Source organism: Pseudomonas sp. SbOxS1 (assembly GCF_013416725.1).
Taxonomy (GTDB): domain Bacteria; phylum Pseudomonadota; class Gammaproteobacteria; order Pseudomonadales; family Pseudomonadaceae; genus Aquipseudomonas.
Map to the genome: position 1 here is coordinate 1 of NZ_JAAVXC010000052.1, position 20,403 is coordinate 20,403.

The 20,403-nt window shown below is 60.7% G+C and carries 18 protein-coding genes; 12 read left to right on the forward strand and 6 right to left on the reverse strand.

Translation table 11 applies throughout. The features are described 5' to 3' along the window. Positions 1–293: 293 nt before the first annotated feature. Positions 294–1,424, reverse strand: a complete 1,131-nt coding sequence (gene zapE / locus HFK74_RS30870) for a cell division protein ZapE (protein ID WP_180206847.1) — start codon at positions 1,422–1,424, stop codon at positions 294–296. Between the two features lie 238 nt (positions 1,425–1,662). Between zapE and HFK74_RS30875 the strand changes: the two genes are divergently transcribed. The 4 genes from HFK74_RS30875 to HFK74_RS30890 all read left to right on the forward strand — a co-directional run bounded on the left by HFK74_RS30875 (position 1,663) and on the right by HFK74_RS30890 (position 6,510). After that, on the forward strand, positions 1,663–2,136 hold the full coding sequence (locus HFK74_RS30875; protein ID WP_180206848.1) for a MarR family winged helix-turn-helix transcriptional regulator: 474 nt from the start codon (positions 1,663–1,665) through the stop codon (positions 2,134–2,136). Next, a complete protein-coding gene (locus HFK74_RS30880; protein ID WP_180206849.1) occupies positions 2,133–3,602 on the forward strand; it encodes an efflux transporter outer membrane subunit in 1,470 nt (489 codons plus the stop codon). The genes HFK74_RS30875 and HFK74_RS30880 overlap by 4 nt, the downstream gene beginning before the upstream one ends. A gap of 15 nt (positions 3,603–3,617) precedes the next feature. Next, on the forward strand, positions 3,618–4,820 hold the full coding sequence (locus HFK74_RS30885; protein WP_180206850.1) for an HlyD family efflux transporter periplasmic adaptor subunit: 1,203 nt from the start codon (positions 3,618–3,620) through the stop codon (positions 4,818–4,820). 160 nt (positions 4,821–4,980) lie between these two features. Beyond that, positions 4,981–6,510, forward strand: coding sequence for a DHA2 family efflux MFS transporter permease subunit (locus tag HFK74_RS30890; protein WP_180206851.1), 1,530 nt, complete (start codon positions 4,981–4,983; stop codon positions 6,508–6,510). Positions 6,511–6,634: 124 nt separating this feature from the next. Here the strand turns inward: HFK74_RS30890 and lpxH are convergent, their stop codons facing one another. Together lpxH and HFK74_RS30900 are read right to left on the reverse strand one after the other, a co-directional pair. Beyond that, the gene (gene lpxH / locus HFK74_RS30895; RefSeq protein WP_180206852.1) at positions 6,635–7,387 is read right to left on the reverse strand and encodes a UDP-2,3-diacylglucosamine diphosphatase; all 753 of its coding nucleotides are present in this window, start codon (positions 7,385–7,387) and stop codon (positions 6,635–6,637) included. After that, positions 7,384–7,887, reverse strand: coding sequence for a peptidylprolyl isomerase (locus HFK74_RS30900; RefSeq protein WP_008001184.1), 504 nt, complete (start codon positions 7,885–7,887; stop codon positions 7,384–7,386). The genes lpxH and HFK74_RS30900 overlap by 4 nt, the downstream gene beginning before the upstream one ends. A 251-nt stretch (positions 7,888–8,138) precedes the next feature. On the opposite strand from HFK74_RS30900, the gene HFK74_RS30905 reads away from it, so the two are divergent. Together HFK74_RS30905 and cysS are read left to right on the forward strand one after the other, a co-directional pair. After that, positions 8,139–9,836 (forward strand): glutamine--tRNA ligase/YqeY domain fusion protein, encoded by a 1,698-nt coding sequence (locus tag HFK74_RS30905; RefSeq protein ID WP_008061956.1) that lies wholly within the window; start codon positions 8,139–8,141, stop codon positions 9,834–9,836. 14 nt (positions 9,837–9,850) lie between these two features. Then, positions 9,851–11,233 carry a cysteine--tRNA ligase gene (cysS, locus tag HFK74_RS30910; RefSeq protein WP_180206853.1) on the forward strand — a complete coding sequence of 461 codons (1,383 nt, stop codon included), beginning with the start codon at positions 9,851–9,853 and terminating at the stop codon, positions 11,231–11,233. A gap of 152 nt (positions 11,234–11,385) precedes the next feature. Here the strand turns inward: cysS and HFK74_RS30915 are convergent, their stop codons facing one another. Then, a complete protein-coding gene (locus tag HFK74_RS30915) occupies positions 11,386–13,218 on the reverse strand; it encodes a sigma-54-dependent Fis family transcriptional regulator (RefSeq protein WP_180206854.1) in 1,833 nt (610 codons plus the stop codon). Positions 13,219–13,603: 385 nt separating this feature from the next. On the opposite strand from HFK74_RS30915, the gene HFK74_RS30920 reads away from it, so the two are divergent. The 6 genes from HFK74_RS30920 to HFK74_RS30945 are packed head-to-tail and all read left to right on the forward strand — an operon-like array spanning position 13,604 to position 19,557. Then, complete coding sequence (locus tag HFK74_RS30920; protein WP_180206855.1) at positions 13,604–14,698, forward strand: ABC transporter ATP-binding protein; 1,095 nt, start codon at positions 13,604–13,606, stop codon at positions 14,696–14,698. Beyond that, a complete protein-coding gene (locus HFK74_RS30925; RefSeq protein WP_180206856.1) occupies positions 14,698–15,813 on the forward strand; it encodes an ABC transporter ATP-binding protein in 1,116 nt (371 codons plus the stop codon). Before HFK74_RS30920 ends, HFK74_RS30925 begins: the two co-directional genes overlap by 1 nt. Next, the gene (locus tag HFK74_RS30930; RefSeq protein WP_020801179.1) at positions 15,810–16,676 is read left to right on the forward strand and encodes a carbohydrate ABC transporter permease; all 867 of its coding nucleotides are present in this window, start codon (positions 15,810–15,812) and stop codon (positions 16,674–16,676) included. The genes HFK74_RS30925 and HFK74_RS30930 overlap by 4 nt, the downstream gene beginning before the upstream one ends. Positions 16,677–16,683: 7 nt before the next feature. After that, positions 16,684–17,484, forward strand: a complete 801-nt coding sequence (locus HFK74_RS30935; RefSeq protein ID WP_008061967.1) for a carbohydrate ABC transporter permease — start codon at positions 16,684–16,686, stop codon at positions 17,482–17,484. Positions 17,485–17,494: 10 nt separating this feature from the next. After that, entirely contained in the window at positions 17,495–17,767 is a 273-nt protein-coding gene (locus HFK74_RS30940) for a DUF2160 domain-containing protein (protein WP_008061969.1), read from the forward strand. 47 nt (positions 17,768–17,814) lie between these two features. Then, positions 17,815–19,557: an ABC transporter substrate-binding protein gene (locus tag HFK74_RS30945; protein WP_180206857.1), complete on the forward strand. Its 1,743-nt coding sequence runs from the start codon at positions 17,815–17,817 to the stop codon at positions 19,555–19,557. 254 nt (positions 19,558–19,811) lie between these two features. Here the strand turns inward: HFK74_RS30945 and HFK74_RS30950 are convergent, their stop codons facing one another. Together HFK74_RS30950 and HFK74_RS30955 are read right to left on the reverse strand one after the other, a co-directional pair. Then, the gene (locus HFK74_RS30950; protein ID WP_180206846.1) at positions 19,812–19,997 is read right to left on the reverse strand and encodes a hypothetical protein; all 186 of its coding nucleotides are present in this window, start codon (positions 19,995–19,997) and stop codon (positions 19,812–19,814) included. Beyond that, complete coding sequence (locus tag HFK74_RS30955) at positions 19,987–20,376, reverse strand: DUF6124 family protein (RefSeq protein WP_180206858.1); 390 nt, start codon at positions 20,374–20,376, stop codon at positions 19,987–19,989. The genes HFK74_RS30950 and HFK74_RS30955 overlap by 11 nt, the downstream gene beginning before the upstream one ends. Positions 20,377–20,403 lie beyond the last annotated feature (27 nt).

A 20,403-nucleotide genomic window follows, 5' to 3' on the forward strand; every position in this document is an offset into this window, starting at 1 on the left:
TAGCCGCGCTGGGCCAGGGACGGCCCATCGCGGCGACCCACGGAGCAATGCCTTCGTTATGGCATGCCGAGCCCTAGCGAGGCACCGAGTGGTGGGGCAAAGCCTTTTGCTTCCTTTTTGGCGTTTGAAAAAGGGAGTCGCCGTAAGGGCGAAACCATAAGTGGCCGTTACCGCAGCAACGGATATGTACTCAGACAACAAGCTTCGACGCGGCATGGACCAACGATGGTAGCGGCTCAGGAGCTACCGCAGGCTGCGATCTTTTTCTTCAATCCACAGAAAATTGCCCCAACTCAAACCCCCTCCCGCACCTCCACCAATTGCCCTAACCGACTACGCGTGCGCGCCAGGTCGATCGCATCACCGCCCAGGCTTTCACGCAGCGAGCGCTGGCCCAGCAATGTCAGGTGCTTGTCCTGGTCATACAACACGTCGACCAGGTTGATGAAGCGCTGCTGGGCGGCAATCGAGCACTCGGCGAGGTCGGGCAGGTCGTCGATGATCCAGTGATCGAAGCGTCGGCACAGTTCCAGGTAATCCATGACCGCAGTGGGGTGCTCGCACAGGTCGCTGAAGGTGAAGCCGACGGTGCGTCCTTCGCAGTAGCGGGCCGATAGATGGCGAGTACCGACGGGCAGGGCAATGGCCGGTCCGTTCGGCCCTGGCAGGTTCGATGCCTGGCGTTGCGCCAGCGTGGCGGGCCAAACGTAGCGGCCCTGGGTGAACAGCTGGTGCGCATGTTGTCTGGCCTGGCTGCGGTAGTCGTGGGGCCCGCCGACTTCCATGACCTGCATGCGCGCATTGATCAGGTCGATCACCGGTTTGAAGCGCGCATGGTAAAGCGGGTTGGGCAACAGGCCTTCCGGCGGGTAATTGGAAGTGACCAGCAGCAGGATCCCGCGGTGGAACAGTGCCTTGAACAGCCGCGTGATGAGCATCGCATCGCCGATGTCATGGACGTGAAACTCGTCGAAACACAGCACCCGGCAATCGCTGAGCAATTCATCCAGCGTGGTCGCCAGCGCATCCGGTTGGTCGCGATGGGTGAACATGCCCTCGTGCAGGCGGGCAAAAAAACCGTGGAAGTGCAGGCGCTGCTTCTGGGCAAGAGGGATCGCCTGGAAAAAACCGTCGAGCAGCCAGCTCTTGCCACGCCCAACGGCACCGTGCAGGTAAAGCCCGGGCAGGGTCTTGCCCGTGGTGCCCAGCAGCTTTGAGGCGTGCTGCGCCATGCAGTCGATGACCCGTTGCTGGCTATGGCTGAGGGTGTAACCCTGGGAACAGGCCTTGCGGTGAAAGTAGTCGTGAATCACCCGCGCATGTGCGCAGTGACGGTCAGGGCCGGCCGATACCTGGCCGAAGAGGCGGCGCAACGCTGGCCAGCGCGGTGTGAGTCGCGAATGCTTGGGTGGTCGAGCGGCCACTGTGATGTCCCCGTGATCTTCAGTCCGGCTACTTGAGCCGCGGCGGCATAGTTTAACCAGTTGGGTAGTTTGGCTTCCAGAGGGTTTTCAGGGGCAACGACGCCCATCTATCCGTCGCAATATCCGACGCCATTTGTCAACTAAATGCTAAGCAACCTAACAATTACGTTGACATTGACTGCCTAGGCAGTAATATCTCGACATACATTCACTGCCTAGGCAGCTAATTGGTGTTCAGATGAAACATTTCGCGCCAGAAGATTTCCACAATTGCCACCTCGGCCTCCTGCTCGGGCGCGCTGCGTTGCTCAAGGACCGGATCATCGACACGCACATGGAACCCCACGGCATCACCGCGGCGCAGTTCAAGGTGCTGATCATCATTGCCCAGTACGGCGTCGATTCGCCGGGTGAGCTGTGTCGGCACCTGTCCCTGGACAGCGGTTCGATGACGCGCATGCTCGATCGTCTGGAGCAGAAAGGTTTCCTCGTACGCCAGCGCTCCGAGGCAGACCGTCGTCAGGTGCAGTTGGTGCTGAGCGAGGAGGGCCAGAAACTGGCCGATCGCCTGCCGCACATCGGCGCCGAAGCCATGAATGAACTGGCCGGCGCCATCACTCCAGATGAATTGAAGACCCTGGAGTCGATCCTGAAGAAAATCCTGATAGCGGCCGGTGATTCGATCACCCTGCTGCGGGTAGGTGACCAATGAGCATTAAAACCCTGCGCACCGGCCTGAGCCTGGTGCTGTTGGCCATGACCCTGGCCGGTTGCGCCAGCTACAGCGGCCTGACCACCGAAGGCGTCAGCCTCGATGCGAAGAACCTCAAGGCCGGGCAATCCCTCAGCGGCGTGACGCTGTCGCAGGCCGCCTGGCCGAAAAGCGATTGGTGGAAAAGCCTCGGTGATCCGCAGCTCGACGGCCTGATCCGCGAAGCCCTGCACGACAGCCCCGACATGCAGATCGCCGACGCCCGTGCCCACCAGGCCAGCGCCGCTGCCTACGCCGCCGACGCCGCGCGGATGCCGACCCTGGATGCCAGCGCCGGCGTCAGCCGTTCGCGTCTGGCCCGGGACCAGGACCCGCTGGGGCAGGGAGGCAATTACTCCACCGTGCGCAACATCAGCGCCATCTTCAATTACAACTTCGACCTCTGGGGCGGTCAGCGTGATGCCTGGGAAGCGGCGCTGGGTCAGGCCCGTGCAGCCGAAGTCGACCAGCAGGCCGCGCAGTTGACCTTGTCCGCTGACGTGGCCCGTGCCTACAGCGACCTGGGGCAGGCACACATCGTCCATGACCTGTCCGCCGAAGACCTCAAGCGCACCCGGCAAATGCTTGATCTGAGCCAGCGTCGCCTGAGTTCCGGGATCGACAGCCAGTACCAGTTCCAGCAGACCGAAAGCCTGGAAGCCACCTCCCAAGCCAATCTGATCGACGCCGAGAAGCGCCTGCAAAGCGCCAAAATCGCCCTGGCCGTGCTGCTTGGCAAAGGCCCGGATCGCGGCAATGAAATCACCCGGCCGAACATTCTCAAGCCAGGCGCCGTGGCCTTGCCGTCGGTGCTGCCGGCCGAACTGCTCGGACGTCGCCCAGACCTGGTAGCCGCGCGCTGGCGGGTCGAGGCGGCGAGCAAGAATATCGAAGCCGGCAAAACCCAGTTCTATCCCAACTTGAACCTCAGTGCTGCGGCCGGTGCCGAATCATTGTTGGGGGATGCGATGTTCGGTTCGGCCAGCCGCTTCTTCAATGTCGCACCGACGATTTCCGTGCCGATTTTCGACGGTGGCCGTCTGCGCGCCGACCTCGATTCCCGCGACGCCGACTTCGACCTGGCGGTGGCGCAGTACAACAAGACCCTGGTCAGGGCGCTGGGCGACGTCAGCGACAGCATCAACCAGTTGCGTGACATCGGCCGGCAGATCGCGGCCCAGCAACACGCCACCGACATCGCCCAGGACTCCTACAACACCGTGGTCCAGCGCTACGGTTCCGGCATCGGTAACTACCTGGACGTGCTCAGCATCGAGCAGCAGTTGCTCCAGGCCCAGCGCCAGCTGGCCAACCTGAATGCCGAGCAGATCGACCTGTCGATCCAGCTGATACAGGCGCTGGGCGGCGGTTTCCAGCCTGAGGCCATTGCCTCGGCCACTACCGCGCCAGCCACGCTGATCCAATAATTCAAGGAATTTGTCATGGCCACTGCCGATACAACGCCAACCGCTGAAAACACCCCGGCCAACCCCGATTCGGGCAAACGCAAGTTCATGCTGCTGGCCCTGGCCGTGGTGGTCGCGCTGAGCGGCGCGGGCGTCTGGGCTTACCACGAGTTTTACGGGCGCTGGAGCGAAAGCACCGACGATGCCTATGTGAATGGCAACGTGGTGGAAATCACCCCGCTGGTCACCGGCACCGTCGTCAGCATCGGCGCCGACGATGGCGATCTGGTCCACGAAGGCCAGGTGCTGGTGAACTTCGACCCGAACGACGCCGAAGTCGGCCTGCAAAGCGCCCAGGCCAACCTGGCCCGCACCGTGCGTCAGGTTCGCGGTCTGTACAGCGACGTCGACGGCATGAAAGCCCAGGTCAACGCCCAGCAAGCCGAAGTGCAAAAAGCCCAGGACAACTTCAACCGGCGGAAAAATCTCGCCGTCGGTGGGGCGATTTCCCAGGAGGAACTGTCCCACGCCCGTGACGACCTGACCTCGGCGCAGAACGCCTTGGCCAACGCCCAGCAGAAGCTCAAGACCACCGCCGCACTGGTCGATGACACCGTCGTTTCATCGCACCCGGACGTGATGGCCGCCGCGGCGCAATTGCGCCAGGCCTACCTGAACAACGCCCGCAGCACCCTGATCGCGCCGGTCACCGGCTACGTCGCCAAACGCACTGTGCAACTGGGACAACGGGTGCAGCCGGGGGAGGCGCTGATGGCGGTGATTCCGCTGGATCAGTTATGGATCGACGCCAACTTCAAGGAAACCCAGCTGCGCGACATGCGTATCGGCCAGCCGGTTGAGATCGAAGCCGATCTCTACGGCAGCAGTGTGAGATACAGCGGCACCATCGACAGCCTTGGCGCCGGCACCGGTAGCGCGTTCGCCTTGCTGCCGGCGCAGAACGCCACCGGCAACTGGATCAAGATCGTGCAGCGGGTACCGGTGCGGATCCATGTCAACGCCCAGCAGTTGGCCGAACATCCCTTGCGCGTCGGCCTGTCGACCATGGTCGAGGTGAGCCTGCGTGACCAGAGCGGCCCAGTGCTGGCGCAACAGCCGCCGCAAAAGGCGTCGTTCAGCACCGGCATCTATGACCGCCAGTTGACCGAGGCCGACGCCATGATCACGCAATTGATCCACGACAACAGCGCCGCGGTCAGCAAGACCGCCCATCGCTGATTCGCCAATCCGCCATCACACCGCCCCCCTGTGGGAGCGAGCCTGCTCGCGATAGCGTCCGGTCAGGCAGCATTAGTGTTGAATGTAATGCCGCCTTCGCGAGCAGGCTCGCTCCCACAGGGTTAGCTGCGACCGACCGCCCAGTTTCAAAGGATTCGCGATGAGCAATAACGCCTCTTTCACGCCCCCCAGCCTGGTGCTCAGCACTATCGGCCTGTCGCTGGCGACCTTCATGCAGGTGCTCGACACCACCATCGCCAACGTGGCGCTGCCGACGATTTCCGGCAACCTGGGGGTGAGTTCGGAGCAGGGCACCTGGGTCATCACGTCTTTCGCGGTGAGCAATGCCATCGCGTTGCCGCTGACCGGCTGGCTCAGCCGGCGGTTCGGTGAGGTGAAGCTGTTCCTGTGGGCGACCATTCTGTTCGTGCTGGCCTCGTTTCTCTGCGGCATTTCTACTTCGATGCCGGAGTTGATCGGCTTTCGGGTGCTGCAAGGCCTGGTGGCCGGGCCGCTGTACCCGATGACCCAGACGCTGCTGATCGCCGTCTATCCACCCGCCAGGCGCGGCATGGCCCTGGCGTTGCTGGCGATGGTCACGGTGGTCGCGCCGATTGCAGGGCCCATCCTCGGCGGCTGGATCACCGATAGCTACAGCTGGCCGTGGATCTTCTTCATCAACGTGCCGATCGGCATCTTCGCGGTCATGGTTGTGCGTTCGCAGCTCAAGGCGCGGCCGGTGGTGACCAGTCATCAGCCGATGGATTACGTCGGTTTGATCTCCCTGGTCATCGGCGTCGGGGCGTTGCAGGTGATCCTCGACAAGGGCAATGACCTGGACTGGTTCGAATCGAGCTTCATTCTCATCGGCGCGGCCATTTCGGTGATTGCGCTGGCGGTGTTCGTGATCTGGGAAATGACCGACCAACACCCGGTGGTCAACCTGCGGCTGTTCGCCTACCGCAACTTCCGCATCGGCACCCTGGTGCTGGTGTTGGGCTACGCCGGTTTCTTCGGGATCAACCTGATCCTGCCGCAATGGCTGCAAACCCAGATGGGCTATACGGCCACCTGGGCCGGCCTGGCGGTGGCGCCGATCGGGCTCCTGCCGGTGCTGATGTCACCGTTTGTCGGCAGGTACGCGCACAAGTTCGACCTGCGCTTGTTGGCGGGCCTGGCGTTCCTGGCCATTGGCTTGAGCTGTTTCATGCGTGCCGGCTTTACCAGCGAAGTGGACTTCCAGCACATCGCCCTGGTGCAGTTGTTCATGGGCATCGGCGTGGCGCTGTTCTTCATGCCGACCCTGAGCATCCTGATGTCGGACCTGCCGCCGAGCCAGATCGCCGATGGCGCGGGCCTGGCGACGTTCCTGCGGACCTTGGGCGGCAGCTTCGCCGCGTCGTTGACCACGTGGATCTGGATTCGCCGGGCGGACCAGCACCATGCGTACATGAGCGAAAGCATCAGCACCTATGAACCTGCCACCCGCGAGGCCCTGCATGCACTGGGTGGCGCGAGCAACCCGGCGTATGCGCAGCTCGATCATGTGTTGACCAGCCAGGCGTACATGCTCTCCACCGTGGACTACTTCACGTTGCTGGGGTGGGCGTTCATGGGGTTGATCGTGATCGTATGGCTGGCGAAACCGCCGTTTGCGGCGAAGGCGGGGCCTGCTGCCAGCGGTCATTGATCTGCAATGCGGTCAATGTGGGAGTGAGCCTGCTCGCGATGGCGGCTAGCCAGTCAACCAATATGTTGAATGTGCAATCGCAATCGCGAGCAGGCTCGCTCCCACAGGGTTTTGTGTTTGGTCGTTAGTTCGCGGGGGCTGCGAGTTGCGGTGGCGGCGTGAAATCGAACGGCACCAAGGCGAACCCGCTGTCGTCGACCTGCAACGCCCAGCCCTGTTTATCCCAATCCCCCAGCACGATGCGCTTGGCCGCCAGATCGCCAATCTGCAACTTGTGAATGGCCGGACGATGGGTATGCCCGTGGATCAGCGTTTTAACGCCATATTGCTGCATGATCCGCGGAATTTCCTCGGGCGTGACATCGACAATGTCATTGGCCTTCATCCGCGTCTGCGCCCGGCTTTCACTGCGCAGCTTGCGTGCCAGCTTATGCCGGGTACGCAGCGGCAAGTGCCGCAGGATGAACAGGGTGATCGGGTTGCGCAGGTAGCGACGCAGCTTCATGTAGCTTTCGTCGCGGGTGCAGAGGCTGTCGCCGTGCATCAACAGCACGGGTTCGCCGTTGAACTGCACGACACTCGGGTCTTTCAGCAGGCTGCAGCCGGCCTGTTTGCAGAACGCCTTGCCCAGCATGAAGTCGCGATTGCCGTGCATCAGGAAAATCGCCGTGCCGCTGTCGCTCAAGTCGCGCAGGGCCTGGCAGATGGAGCGCTGGAACGGCGTCATGGCATCGTCGCCAATCCACGCCTCGAAAAAGTCGCCCAGGATGTACAGTGCGCTCGCCGCACGGGCGCGCCCGGCGAGTAAATCCAGAAACGCCCGGGTAATGTCCGGGCGCTCCTCTTCCAGATGCAAGTCTGAAATCAGCAGTATCACTCAATGATCTCGGCTTTCTCGATGATCACGTCGTCTGCTGGTACGTCCTGGTGGCCGGCCTTGGAAGTGGTGGCCACGCCTTTGATCTTGTCGACAACGTCGGTGCCGGCGGTCACTTTACCGAATACCGCGTAGCCCCAGCCTTGAACGTTCTTGCCGCTGTGGTTCAGGAAGCTGTTGTCCGCCACGTTGATGAAGAACTGTGCGGAAGCCGAATGCGGCTCCATGGTGCGGGCCATGGCGACGGTGTACTTGTCGTTGGAAAGACCGTTGTCAGCTTCGTTCTGGATGCTTGGACGCTTGTCTTTCTTTTCTTTCATGCCTGGCTCGAAACCACCGCCCTGGATCATGAAGTTACCGATGACACGGTGGAAAACAGTGTTTTCGTAGTGACCGGCTTTAACGTATTCGACGAAGTTGGCCACGGTGATCGGGGCTTTGTCGGCGTTCAGTTCGAGGACGATGTCGCCGAAGTTGGTAGTCAGTTTGACTTGGGTCATGATCGTTACTCACCTTATGAATTCGTGGTCTTGGGACATTCCATCCCGCCACCGGTTCAGCCTGTCTCGGCCAAGGTGCGCAGTTTAGCGTGACGGGCACGAATTTCGAGGCTGTTTTTTCATTTACGGCCTATTAAATGCGACGGTTTACAGAGTGCGCTCTGTCAGGTACTTGACGGCATCGGCTATGATAGCGGCTTTGTTTTGTCCGGCCTTCATTACGGCCATGCACTTGTACGTTCAAGGATCCTATGAGCAAGCCCACTGTCGACCCTACCTCGAATGCCAAGACCGGCCCTGCCGTGCCGGTCAACTTCCTGCGGCCGATCATCCAGGCAGACCTGGATTCGGGTAAGCACACGCAGATCGTCACCCGTTTCCCGCCTGAACCCAACGGCTACCTGCACATCGGTCACGCCAAGTCGATCTGTGTGAACTTCGGCCTGGCCCAGGAGTTCGGCGGCGTCACGCACCTGCGTTTCGACGACACCAACCCGGCCAAGGAAGACCAGGAATACATCGACGCGATCGAAAGCGACGTCAAATGGCTGGGCTTCGAGTGGTCCGGTGAAGTGCGCTACGCCTCGCAATATTTCGACCAGTTGCACGACTGGGCCGTCGAACTGATCAAGTCCGGCAAGGCCTATGTCGACGACCTGACCCCGGAACAAGCCAAGGAATACCGTGGCACCCTGACCGAGCCAGGCAAGAACAGCCCGTTCCGCGACCGTAGCGTCGAAGAGAACCTGGACCTGTTCGCCCGCATGAAGGCCGGCGAGTTCAAGGACGGCGCACGCGTGCTGCGGGCCAAGATCGACATGGCTTCGCCGAACATGAACCTGCGCGACCCGATCATGTATCGCATTCGCCACGCGCATCACCACCAGACCGGCGACAAGTGGTGCATCTACCCGAACTACGACTTCACCCACGGTCAGTCGGACGCCATCGAAGGCATCACCCACTCGATCTGCACCCTGGAGTTCGAAAGCCACCGTCCGCTGTACGAGTGGTTCCTGGAGAACCTGCCAGTACCGGCCAACCCGCGCCAGTACGAGTTCAGCCGCCTGAACCTGAACTACACCATCACCAGCAAGCGCAAGCTCAAGCAGCTGGTCGATGAAAAGCACGTCAACGGTTGGGACGATCCGCGCATGTCCACGCTGTCGGGCTTCCGTCGTCGTGGCTACACGCCGAAATCGATCCGCAACTTCTGCGAAATGATCGGCACCAACCGTTCCGACGGCGTGGTCGACTTCGGCATGCTCGAATTCAGCATCCGCGACGACCTCGACCACAGCGCCCCGCGTGCCATGTGCGTGCTGCGTCCGCTGAAAGTCGTGATCACCAACTACCCGGAAGGTCAGGTCGAGAACCTCGAGCTGGCGTGCCACCCGAAAGAAGACATGGGGGTGCGCGTCCTGCCGTTCGCCCGTGAGCTCTACATCGACCGTGAAGACTTCATGGAAGAGCCGCCAAAAGGCTACAAGCGCCTGGAGCCGAACGGCGAAGTGCGCCTGCGTGGCAGCTACGTGATCCGTGCCGACGAAGCGATCAAGGACGCCGATGGCAACATCGTCGAACTGCGCTGCTCGTACGATCCGGACACCCTGGGCAAGAACCCGGAAGGCCGCAAGGTCAAGGGTGTGATCCACTGGGTGCCGGCCGCTGCCAGCGTCGAGTGCGAAGTGCGCCTGTACGATCGCCTGTTCCGTTCCCCGAACCCGGAGAAGGCTGAAGACAGCGCCAGTTTCCTGGACAACATCAACCCTGACTCGCTGCAGGTACTCACCGGTTGTCGTGCCGAGCCTTCGCTGGGCAACGCACAGCCGGAAGACCGTTTCCAGTTCGAGCGCGAAGGTTACTTCGTCGCGGATATCAAGGACTCGAAACCCGGTCAGCCGGTGTTCAACCGTACCGTGACCCTGCGTGACTCCTGGGGCCAGTGATTCAAGGAAATAACGTGCTTACGATCTACAACACGCTCACCAAGAGCAAAGAAGTCTTCAAGCCGCTCGATGGCAACAAGGTGCGCATGTACGTGTGCGGCATGACTGTGTACGACTACTGCCACCTGGGCCACGGGCGCAGCATGGTTGCCTTCGACCTGGTGACCCGCTGGCTGCGTTTTAGCGGCTACGACCTGACTTATGTGCGCAACATCACCGACATTGACGACAAGATCATCAACCGGGCCAATGAGAACGGCGAGTCGTTCGAAGCCTTGACCGAGCGCATGATCGCGGCGATGCACGAAGACGAAGCGCGCCTGAACATCAAGAAGCCGGACATGGAGCCGCGTGCCACGGATCACATCCCGGGCATGCACGCGATGATCCAGACCTTGATCGACAAGGGTTACGCCTACGCCCCGGGCAATGGCGACGTGTACTACCGCGTCGGCAAGTTCATGGGCTACGGCAAGCTGTCGCGCAAGAAAATCGAAGACCTGCGCATCGGCGCGCGCATCGAAGTCGACGAGTCCAAGCAGGACCCGCTGGACTTCGTGCTGTGGAAAGCCGCCAAGCCAGGCGAGCCGAGCTGGGAATCGCCGTGGGGCGCCGGGCGTCCGGGCTGGCACATCGAGTGCTCGGTGATGTCCACCTGCTGCCTGGGTGAGACTTTCGACATTCATGGCGGCGGTAGCGACCTCGAGTTCCCGCACCACGAAAACGAAATCGCCCAGAGCGAAGCGGCCACCGGCAAGACCTACGCCAACGCGTGGATGCATTGCGGCATGATCCGCATCAATGGCGAGAAGATGTCCAAGTCCTTGAACAACTTCTTCACCATCCGCGACGTGCTCGACAAGTACCACCCGGAAGTCGTGCGTTACCTGCTGGTGTCGAGCCACTACCGCAGCGCCATCAACTACTCGGAAGACAACCTCAAGGACGCCAAGGGCGCCCTGGAGCGTTTCTACCACGCGTTGAAAGGCCTGCCGAGCGTGGCGCCGGCTGGCGGCGAAGCCTTTGTCGAGCGTTTCACCCAGGTGATGAACGACGACTTCGGCACGCCAGAAGCCTGTGCCGTGCTGTTCGAAATGGTGCGCGAGATCAACCGTCTGCGCGAAAGCGATTTGAACGCAGCGGCCGGCCTGGCTGCCCGTTTGAAAGAACTGGCCAGCGTGCTGGGTGTGTTGCAACTGGAGGCCGATGACTTCCTGCAGGCTGGCGCCGAAGGGCGTGTGGATGCAGCCGAAGTCGAGGCGCTGATTGAAGCGCGCCTGGCGGCACGCACCGGCAAGGACTGGGCCGAATCCGACCGCATCCGCGACCAGCTCACCGCCATGGGCGTGGTGCTGGAAGACGGCAAGGGTGGGACGACCTGGCGTTTGGCTGACTGATAGCTGCACCGGCTGTGATGATCGTTCCCACGCTCTGCGTGGGAATGCAGCCCGGGACGCTCCGCGTCCCAAGTCAAAAGCCGAACGCAGAGCGTCCGTTGAGGCATTCCCACGCAGAGCGTGGGAACGATCAAGCGGATGCGGCTACTTTGTCATTCTGTCTGGCGCAATCGCTTGTAGAGGGTATTGCGACTAACCCCCAGCCGCCTGGCCAGATGCGAAATATTCCCCCCAACCGCCTGCAACTGCCGATTCAAATCCTCGGCATCATCAAGATCCACCGCCATTGGCTCCGGCGTCTCCACCGGCTCCATCTCCAGATCGACAAAAAAATCATCCGGCAAATGCTCCGGTCGCACCGGTTGCTCCTCGGCCATCGCCAGCGCCACCTGCATCACGCTACTGACCTGCCTTAAATTCCCCGGCCACGGATGACGGCTGAACAATTCCAGCACTTCGCGGCTCAACCCGGCCCACTGGCTCGGTTCGCGATGCTGTTCCCACAAGCGTTTGAACAGCGCCTCCTTGTCACTGCGCTCCCTTAACGGCGGCAGTTCCAGGGTCAGGCCGCCGATGCGGTAGTACAAATCTTCCCGAAAACGCCCCAGTTGCACCTGCTCGCGCAATGAGCGGTTGGTCGCGGAAATGATGCGGATGTCCACCGGGAACAACTCACTGCTGCCCACCGGTTGCACGCAACGCTCCTGCAACACCCGTAGCAAGCGGGCCTGGGTCGGCAGCGGCATGTCGCCTATCTCATCGAGGAACAGCGTGCCTTTGTCGGCCTTGCGGATCAGCCCGATGCTGCCTTTCTGGTTGGCGCCGGTGAACGCGCCTTTTTCATAGCCGAACAGCTCGGATTCCACCAGTTCAGCGGGGATCGCCGCGCAGTTCACGGCGATGAACGCCTGTTTGCTGCGCGAGCTGGCCTGATGCAGGGCTTTGACGAACACCTCCTTGCCGACCCCGGTTTCGCCATGAATCAACAACGGAATGTCTTTTTCCAGCAGGCGCTCGGCCTGGCGCACGGCTTTTTCCACGCGGCTGTCGCCAAAATGCAGGGTGTTGAGGCTGATGGCGGCGGGCGCCGCGACGCTGGGCTCAGTGAACACCCGCGCCTGAACAGGGGCCATCTTTGGCCGCTTCAGCAGACACTGGAAACGGTTGCGCCCGCAGGTCTGGAGCGAGAAGGGCAGGCCTTCGGGCTGACTCAGCAACTCCAGCAAGGAAACCTTGAACAGGCTCTCGACACTGACCCGCGACAGGCGCACGCCCAGCAGGTTGTCGGCGCGACGATTGGCGGACAGCACTTGGCCACTCTCGTCGAAAATCAGCAATCCGGCCCACTGGCTGTCGAGGTTGTTGAGGCCGGTGTTGAACGTCAGTTGAAAGTGCTGGCCGTGGAACAGGTTGAGAATCAGCCGGTTTTCCACGGTCTGGCTCATCATCTTGACCATGCCCAGGGTATGGGACGGCGGCAGGTAGCTGTCGCTGGACACATCCAGCACGGCGATGACCTTGCGCTCGGCATCGAAAATCGGCGCGGCGGAGCCGGTCATGAAGCGGTTGGCCTTGAGAAAGTGTTCATCGTGCTCGATGTGCACCGCCTGCTCGCAAGCCAGCGCGGTACCGATCGCATTGGTCCCGCTGCAGCGCTCCATCCAGCTGGCGCCGGCGCTGAAGCCACGGGTCAGGCTTGGTTGGATAAACCGTTGGGTGCCCCAGGACGTCAGCACCTGGCCCTGATTATCGGCGAGCATGATCAGGCAGTTGGAGTTGCTGAGGATGTTTTCGTAGTACGGCAGGACTTCTTGATGGGTGGTCTGGACCAGGGAGTGCTGGCTTTCCAGCAATTGCTTGATGCCCTCGGCCGGTAGCTGATCGAAGGCCGGGGCGCTCTGGTGATTGAGGCCGAACGCGCGGCATCGTTTCCAGGAGTCCTGGATGATGGCGTCGTGGGTCAGCGGCGAGGCGGGTGCAGCCATGGCAGTCAGTCTCTGGATAACGCTTTTATTGTTTTTATGGTTTTTGCACACCACACCACATTGCGCATGTGATGTCGCTGACACGCCACGTACCTGTAGGAGCCCGGCTTGCCGGCGAAGGCGATTTCGATGACGCCTTCGCCGGCAAGCCGGGCTCCTACAGGATTGCGTGGAACGGTCTATAGATTGTTGTTCACTAATGTTCATTGTCAATCGCTGAACTGTTCAGTTGTTCAGTCTCGATTGTTCATTTGTGTTCAGCAATGAACGTGACCCGGTAGTCACTTTCAAGGATTCAAAGCCAAATCAAGGGCTTGCGTTTTCTGGCACAAATGTCGCTATACCGCTCGGGTCGCTTGTCTCCAAAAATAAAAAAGGCCGAGCCATGTCATTAACCCTGGAGCATGTCAGCCGCACCGTCGAGGGCCAGACCTGGATTGACGATGCGTGCCTGCGTTTCGAACCCGGATCCTTCAACGTCTTGCTCGGGCGCACACTGTCCGGCAAGACCAGTCTCATGCGCCTGATGGCCGGGCTGGACAAGCCTGACAGCGGCCGCATCCTGATGAATGGCGTCGATGTCACCCAGCGCCCGGTGCGCCTGCGCAACGTGTCGATGGTGTATCAGCAGTTCATCAATTACCCGACCATGACTGTCTTCGAGAACATCGCCTCGCCGTTGCGCCAGGCCGGTGTGTCCAATGAGCTGATCCAGAGCAAGGTGCTGGAAACCGCGAAGATGCTGCGCATCGAGAAGTTCCTCAAGCGTTTTCCGCTGGAACTCTCCGGTGGCCAGCAGCAGCGCACCGCCATGGCCCGGGCGCTGGTCAAGGATGCCGAGCTGATACTGTTCGATGAGCCGCTGGTCAACCTCGACTACAAATTGCGCGAAGAGCTGCGCCAGGAAATGCGCGAGCTGTTTAAGGCGCGCCATACCATCGCCATCTATGCCACCACCGAACCCAACGAAGCCCTGGCCCTGGGCGGCACCACCACCATTCTCCATGAGGGCCGGGTGATCCAGAGCGGCCCGTCGGCCGAGGTCTACCACCAGCCGCAGACCGTGCTGGCGGCGGAGTTGTTCTCCGAGCCGCCGATCAACCTGATGCCAGGTCGCATTGCCGGCAACGAAGTGAGCTTCGCCAATTTCGTGCACTTCCCTTTGAACGTCGATTTGCGCCCGGTGGGCGAGGGCGAGTTTCGCTTCGGTGTGCGTCCCAGTCATATCTCGCTGGTACCGAGCAACGACGATGACCTGGAACTGGCGGTGACCGTCGAAGTCGCGGAAATCAGCGGCTCGGAAACCTTCCTGCACGTGCGCAACGAGCATTTCCTGCTGGTGCTGCACTTGCCCGGTGTTCACGAATACGACGTCGATGCGCCGATCCGCATCTACATCCCGACCCATAAACTGTTTGTCTTCGATGCGCAGGGGCGGCTGGTCCAGGCGCCCGGCCGGCGCGTCGCGAGGGTTGCCTGATGGCCGAAATCCGTTTGCAGAACCTCGCCCACAGCTACACCAGCACCCCGAGCGGCCCAGAGGACTACGCGATCCGCCAGATGGACCACATCTGGGAGCAGGGCGGCGCCTACGCGTTGCTCGGCCCGTCGGGCTGCGGCAAGTCGACCTTGCTCAACATCATTTCCGGCTTGCTCAGCCCGTCCCAGGGCCATGTGCTGTTCGATGGCAAGGCGGTCAACAACCTGACCCCGGAAAAGCGCAACATCGCCCAGGTGTTCCAGTTCCCGGTGGTCTACGACACCATGACGGTGTTCGACAACCTGGCCTTTCCATTGCGTAACCAGGGCATGGCCGAGGCGAAAATTCACACCAAGGTGCGGGAAATTGCCGAGGTTCTCGACCTGCAGAGCCTGTTGAGCAAGAAAGCCAGCAACCTCACCGCCGACGAAAAACAGAAAGTCTCCATGGGCCGTGGGCTGGTGCGTGATGACGTCTCGGCCATCCTCTTCGACGAGCCGCTGACGGTGATTGACCCGCACCTGAAGTGGAAGCTGCGGCGCAAGCTCAAGCAAATCCACGAGCAGTTCAACATCACCATGGTCTACGTCACCCACGATCAACTGGAGGCCTCGACCTTCGCCGACAAGATCGCGGTGATGTACGGCGGGCAGATCGTGCAGTTCGGCACGCCGCGAGAATTGTTCGAGCGGCCGAGCCACACCTTTGTCGGTTATTTCATTGGCAGTCCGGGGATGAACCTGATCGAGGTCGGGGTGCAACCGGGGGGCGTCGGTTTCGCTTCGACCCATCTACCGTTGTCCGAGGCCATGCAGAAACGCATCGCCGAATCCGAATGGCACTCCCTGAAAGTTGGCATCCGCCCGGAGTTCATCCATGTCTGGGACGAACCCTTTGATGATGCGCTGCGGGCACAAGTCGTACACGTCGAAGACCTCGGCACCTTCAAGATCATGACCCTGAACCTCGACGGCGTGCCGCTGAAAGTGCGCCTGGCCGAAGACAAGCCAGTGCCCGAGGGCACGGCATACATCAGTTTTCCGGCGCAGTGGCTGATGGTCTATGCCGATGATTTCCTGTTGGAACCGCAATCGGTGGGTGAGGTGCAGCCATGAACAAGGTGCAGAACAACAAGGCCTGGTGGCTGGTGCTGCCGGTGTTCCTGCTGGTGGCGTTCAGTGCGGTGATCCCGATGATGACCGTGGTCAACTATTCGGTGCAGGACATCTTCGACCAGTCCAGCCGCTACTTCGTCGGTGCCGACTGGTACAAGCAGGTGCTGCTCGACCCGCGTTTGCACGATTCGTTGCTGCGCCAGTTCATCTACTCGGCTTGCGTGCTTTTGATCGAAATCCCCCTGGGCATCGCGATTGCCCTGACCATGCCGACCAAGGGTCGTTGGTCGTCGGTGGTGCTGATCATCCTGGCGATTCCGTTGCTGATCCCGTGGAACGTGGTCGGCACCATCTGGCAGATCTTCGGCCGGGCCGACATCGGCCTGCTGGGGGCGAGCCTCAAGGCCATGGGCATCAACTACAACTATGCGGCGAACACCATGGACGCCTGGGTCACCGTGCTGGTGATGGACGTCTGGCACTGGACCTCACTGGTGGCGCTGTTGTGTTTCTCCGGACTGCGGGCGATTCCGGACGTGTACTACCAGGCGGCGCGGATCGACCGTGCCTCGGCCTGGGCCGTGTTCCGCCATATCCAGCTGCCCAAGCTCAAGAGTGTGCTGTTGATCGCCGTGATGCTGCGCTTCATGGACAGTTTCATGATCTACACCGAGCCGTTCGTACTGACCGGGGGCGGGCCAGGCAATGCCACGACCTTCCTCAGCCAGACCCTGACGCAGATGGCGATCGGGCAGTTCGACCTGGGCCCGGCCGCCGCATTCTCGCTGGTGTACTTCCTGATCATCCTGTTGGTGTCCTGGCTGTTCTATACCGCCATGACTCACTCTGACGCCAACCGCTGAGGCCATCATGAGCATGAGAAAGCTGGTTCCACTGCTGATCTACATCCTGTTCCTGCTGGTGCCGATCTACTGGCTGCTGAACATGTCCTTCAAGAGCAACAGCGAAATCCTCGGCGGCCTGACGCTTTTCCCACAGGATTTCACCCTGGCCAACTACAAGGTGATCTTCACCGATCCGAGCTGGTACACCGGTTACATCAACTCGGCGTACTACGTGAGCCTGAACACCATCATCTCCCTGACTGTGGCATTGCCAGCAGCCTATGCGTTCTCGCGCTACCGCTTCCTCGGCGACAAGCACCTGTTCTTCTGGCTGCTGACCAACCGCATGGCGCCGCCGGCGGTGTTCCTGTTGCCGTTCTTCCAGTTGTATTCATCGATCGGCCTGTTCGACACCCACATCGCGGTGGCCCTGGCGCACTGCCTGTTCAACGTGCCGCTGGCGGTGTGGATTCTCGAAGGCTTCATGTCGGGCGTGCCCAAGGAAATCGACGAAACCGCCTACATCGACGGCTACAGTTTTCCCAAGTTCTTCGTGAAGATTTTCATCCCGCTGATCGGCTCCGGCATCGGCGTCACGGCGTTTTTCTGCTTCATGTTTTCCTGGGTGGAGTTGCTGCTGGCGCGCACCCTGACCTCGGTGAACGCCAAGCCCATTGCGGCGGTGATGACCCGCACGGTCTCGGCGTCCGGTATCGACTGGGGCGTGCTGGCGGCGGCGGGGGTGTTGACCATCCTCCCGGGCATGCTGGTGATCTGGTTTGTTCGCAACCACGTGGCCAAGGGCTTTGCCCTGGGCCGGGTATGAGGAGTCGATGATGGAATGGATGAGTTGGACCGTCCCCACGGCGGCGTTCTTCAGTGTCATTGCCTTGATCCTGGTGGGCATGACGACCTGGGAGTTGCGCTCGCCGAGCATACTTCGGCGAGGCTTTTTGCCGATTGCCACCACCCGTGGCGATCGGTTGTTCATCGGTCTTCTCGGCAGCGCCTACCTGCATCTGCTGGTAATCGGCGTGACCGACTGGAGCATCTGGGTCGCCTTCGCGATGTCCCTGGTGTGGCTGTTGGCTGTGATGCGTTGGGGCTAGTCGAATCGCTCGGCAATGTTGCTCCGAAACTCAATAAGGAGGTCTCTATGTTCGACAAAAACAATAAGCTGCGACATAGCATTTCATTGGCAGCCATGCTGGCACTCAGCGGTTTGAGCGCTTCGGCCTGGGCCGATGCCTATGAAGACGCCGCGAAGAAATGGATCGGCAGTGAATTCAAGCCATCCACCCTCACGGCCGATCAGCAACTCGAAGAGCTGAAGTGGTTCATCAAGGCGGCGGAGCCGTTTCGCGGGATGAGCATCAAGGTGGTGTCGGAAACCATCGCCACCCACGAATACGAGTCCAAGGTGCTGGCCAAGGCCTTCACCGAGATCACCGGGATCAAGCTGACCCACGACCTGCTGCAGGAAGGCGACGTGGTGGAAAAGCTGCAGACCCAGATGCAGTCGGACAAGAACATCTATGACGGCTGGGTCAACGACTCGGACCTGATCGGTACGCACTTCCGTTACGGCAAGACTGAATCGATCACCGACCTGATGGCCAACGAAGGCAAGAACTTCACCTCGCCGACCCTGGACATCAAGGACTTCATCGGCATCTCCTTCACCACCGCGCCGGACGGCAAGATCTATCAACTGCCCGACCAGCAGTTCGCCAACCTTTACTGGTTCCGCGCCGACTGGTTCGAACGTGCGGACCTCAAAGCCAAGTTCAAGGAAAAGTACGGCTACGAGCTGGGCGTGCCGGTGAACTGGTCGGCCTATGAAGACATCGCCAAGTTCTTCAGCGAAGACGTCAAGGAAATCGACGGCAAGCGTGTCTACGGGCACATGGACTACGGCAAGAAAGACCCGTCCCTGGGCTGGCGCTTCACCGATGCCTGGTTCTCCATGGCCGGTGGCGGCGACAAGGGCATTCCCAATGGTTTGCCGGTGGACGAGTGGGGCATCCGCGTCGAGGACTGCCACCCAGTCGGCTCCAGCGTGACCCGTGGCGGCGACACCAACGGCCCGGCGGCGGTATTCGCCACCACCAAATACGTGGACTGGATGAAGAAATACGCACCACCTGAAGCGGCGGGCATGACCTTCTCCGAATCCGGGCCGGTACCGTCCCAAGGCAACATTGCCCAGCAGATTTTCTGGTACACCGCCTTCACCGCCGACATGACCAAGCCTGGCCTGGCGGTGATGAACGCTGATGGCACGCCGAAATGGCGCATGGCACCGTCGCCACGCGGACCGTACTGGGAGGAGGGCATGAAGCTGGGGTATCAGGACGTGGGTTCCTGGACGTTCATGAAGTCCACGCCTGAGAAACAAAAACTCGCGGCCTGGCTCTATGCGCAGTTCGTGACTTCGAAAACCGTGTCGCTGAAGAAAACCATCGTCGGCCTGACCCCGATCCGCGAATCGGACATCAACTCGCAGGCCATGACCGACCTGGCCCCGAAACTCGGTGGCCTGGTGGAGTTCTACCGCAGCCCGGCCCGCGTGCAATGGACCCCGACCGGGACCAACGTGCCGGACTATCCACGCCTGGCGCAATTGTGGTGGAGCCACATCGCCGAAGCCGCCAGCGGCGAGAAAACCCCGCAAGAAGCGCTGGACGGCCTGGCCAAGGATCAGGACGCGATCATGTCCCGTCTGGAACGTTCGAAAGCCCAAGCCACCTGCGCCCCGAAAATGAACCCGGAGCGCGATGCTCAGTATTGGTTCGATCAGCCGGGCGCACCGAAACCGAAACTGGCGAACGAGAAGCCGCAGGGTGAAACCGTGAGTTATGCCGAACTGCTGAAATCGTGGGAGGCGGCGCGTAAGTAATAGTCTGAAGTGTGAAAGGCGAACGGCACCGCAAGGTGCCGTTTTCATTTGTGCCTGATAAGGCCTCTTCGCGAGCAAGCCCGCTCCCACATTAGATCGGCGTCGGACTCAAGTTTTGTATTCACTGCAGATCAACTGTGGGAGCGGGCTTGCTCGCGAAGAGGCCATCCCAATCAGAAAACTTCATCAGCCGAACAAACATCCAGCAGAAACACTGAACTCTGTGGTGGGTAATCGGGTGTGGATCTGAAGCCTCAAATTTGAGTGCCTTCTAAATCATCAAGCATGTCATCTGGCAGTGGCGCGTCAAAGTCTTCAGGAAGCACCACTTTGCCTTTCATTATTCCTATCCGAGGGATACAGGGTTGAGCTGCACGCAGGCGTTCTTCGGACAGGGCTTCGAGGCCATCGATTAGTTCAGCAAAAATTTCACGTTTCATAGTGGGTCCCCCTGCTGTTACTTGCTGGGGCAAGTTGGTCTATCGCGCGGTTAACCGCCAGCTCACCCAGCATGATGACTTGCGCAATGCCAAGTAGAGAGTTGCGCCTGGGTCCATTCATATGATCAGCCAAATCCATGGTCATGACATTGGCCGAGGCCAGCGATTCGCAAGCATGGGCCAACAGGGTTGCGGTATCGAGCTCTGGATTGACGATGAACATCGTGCCGGGTGTGCGCGGAATGTCCATGATGGGGATGTCTGGCTTTAGCTGATAGTCGAGGTCGCGGTCGGCGGCTTCGTCAAGGCTTATTGAATCGATGGTTTCGTACGGGGAAGCCGGATCAGTGCCCGGCGGATTGGGAGTGACCTTGAACATGGCGAATCCTCGTTTACGGGTGGAGCT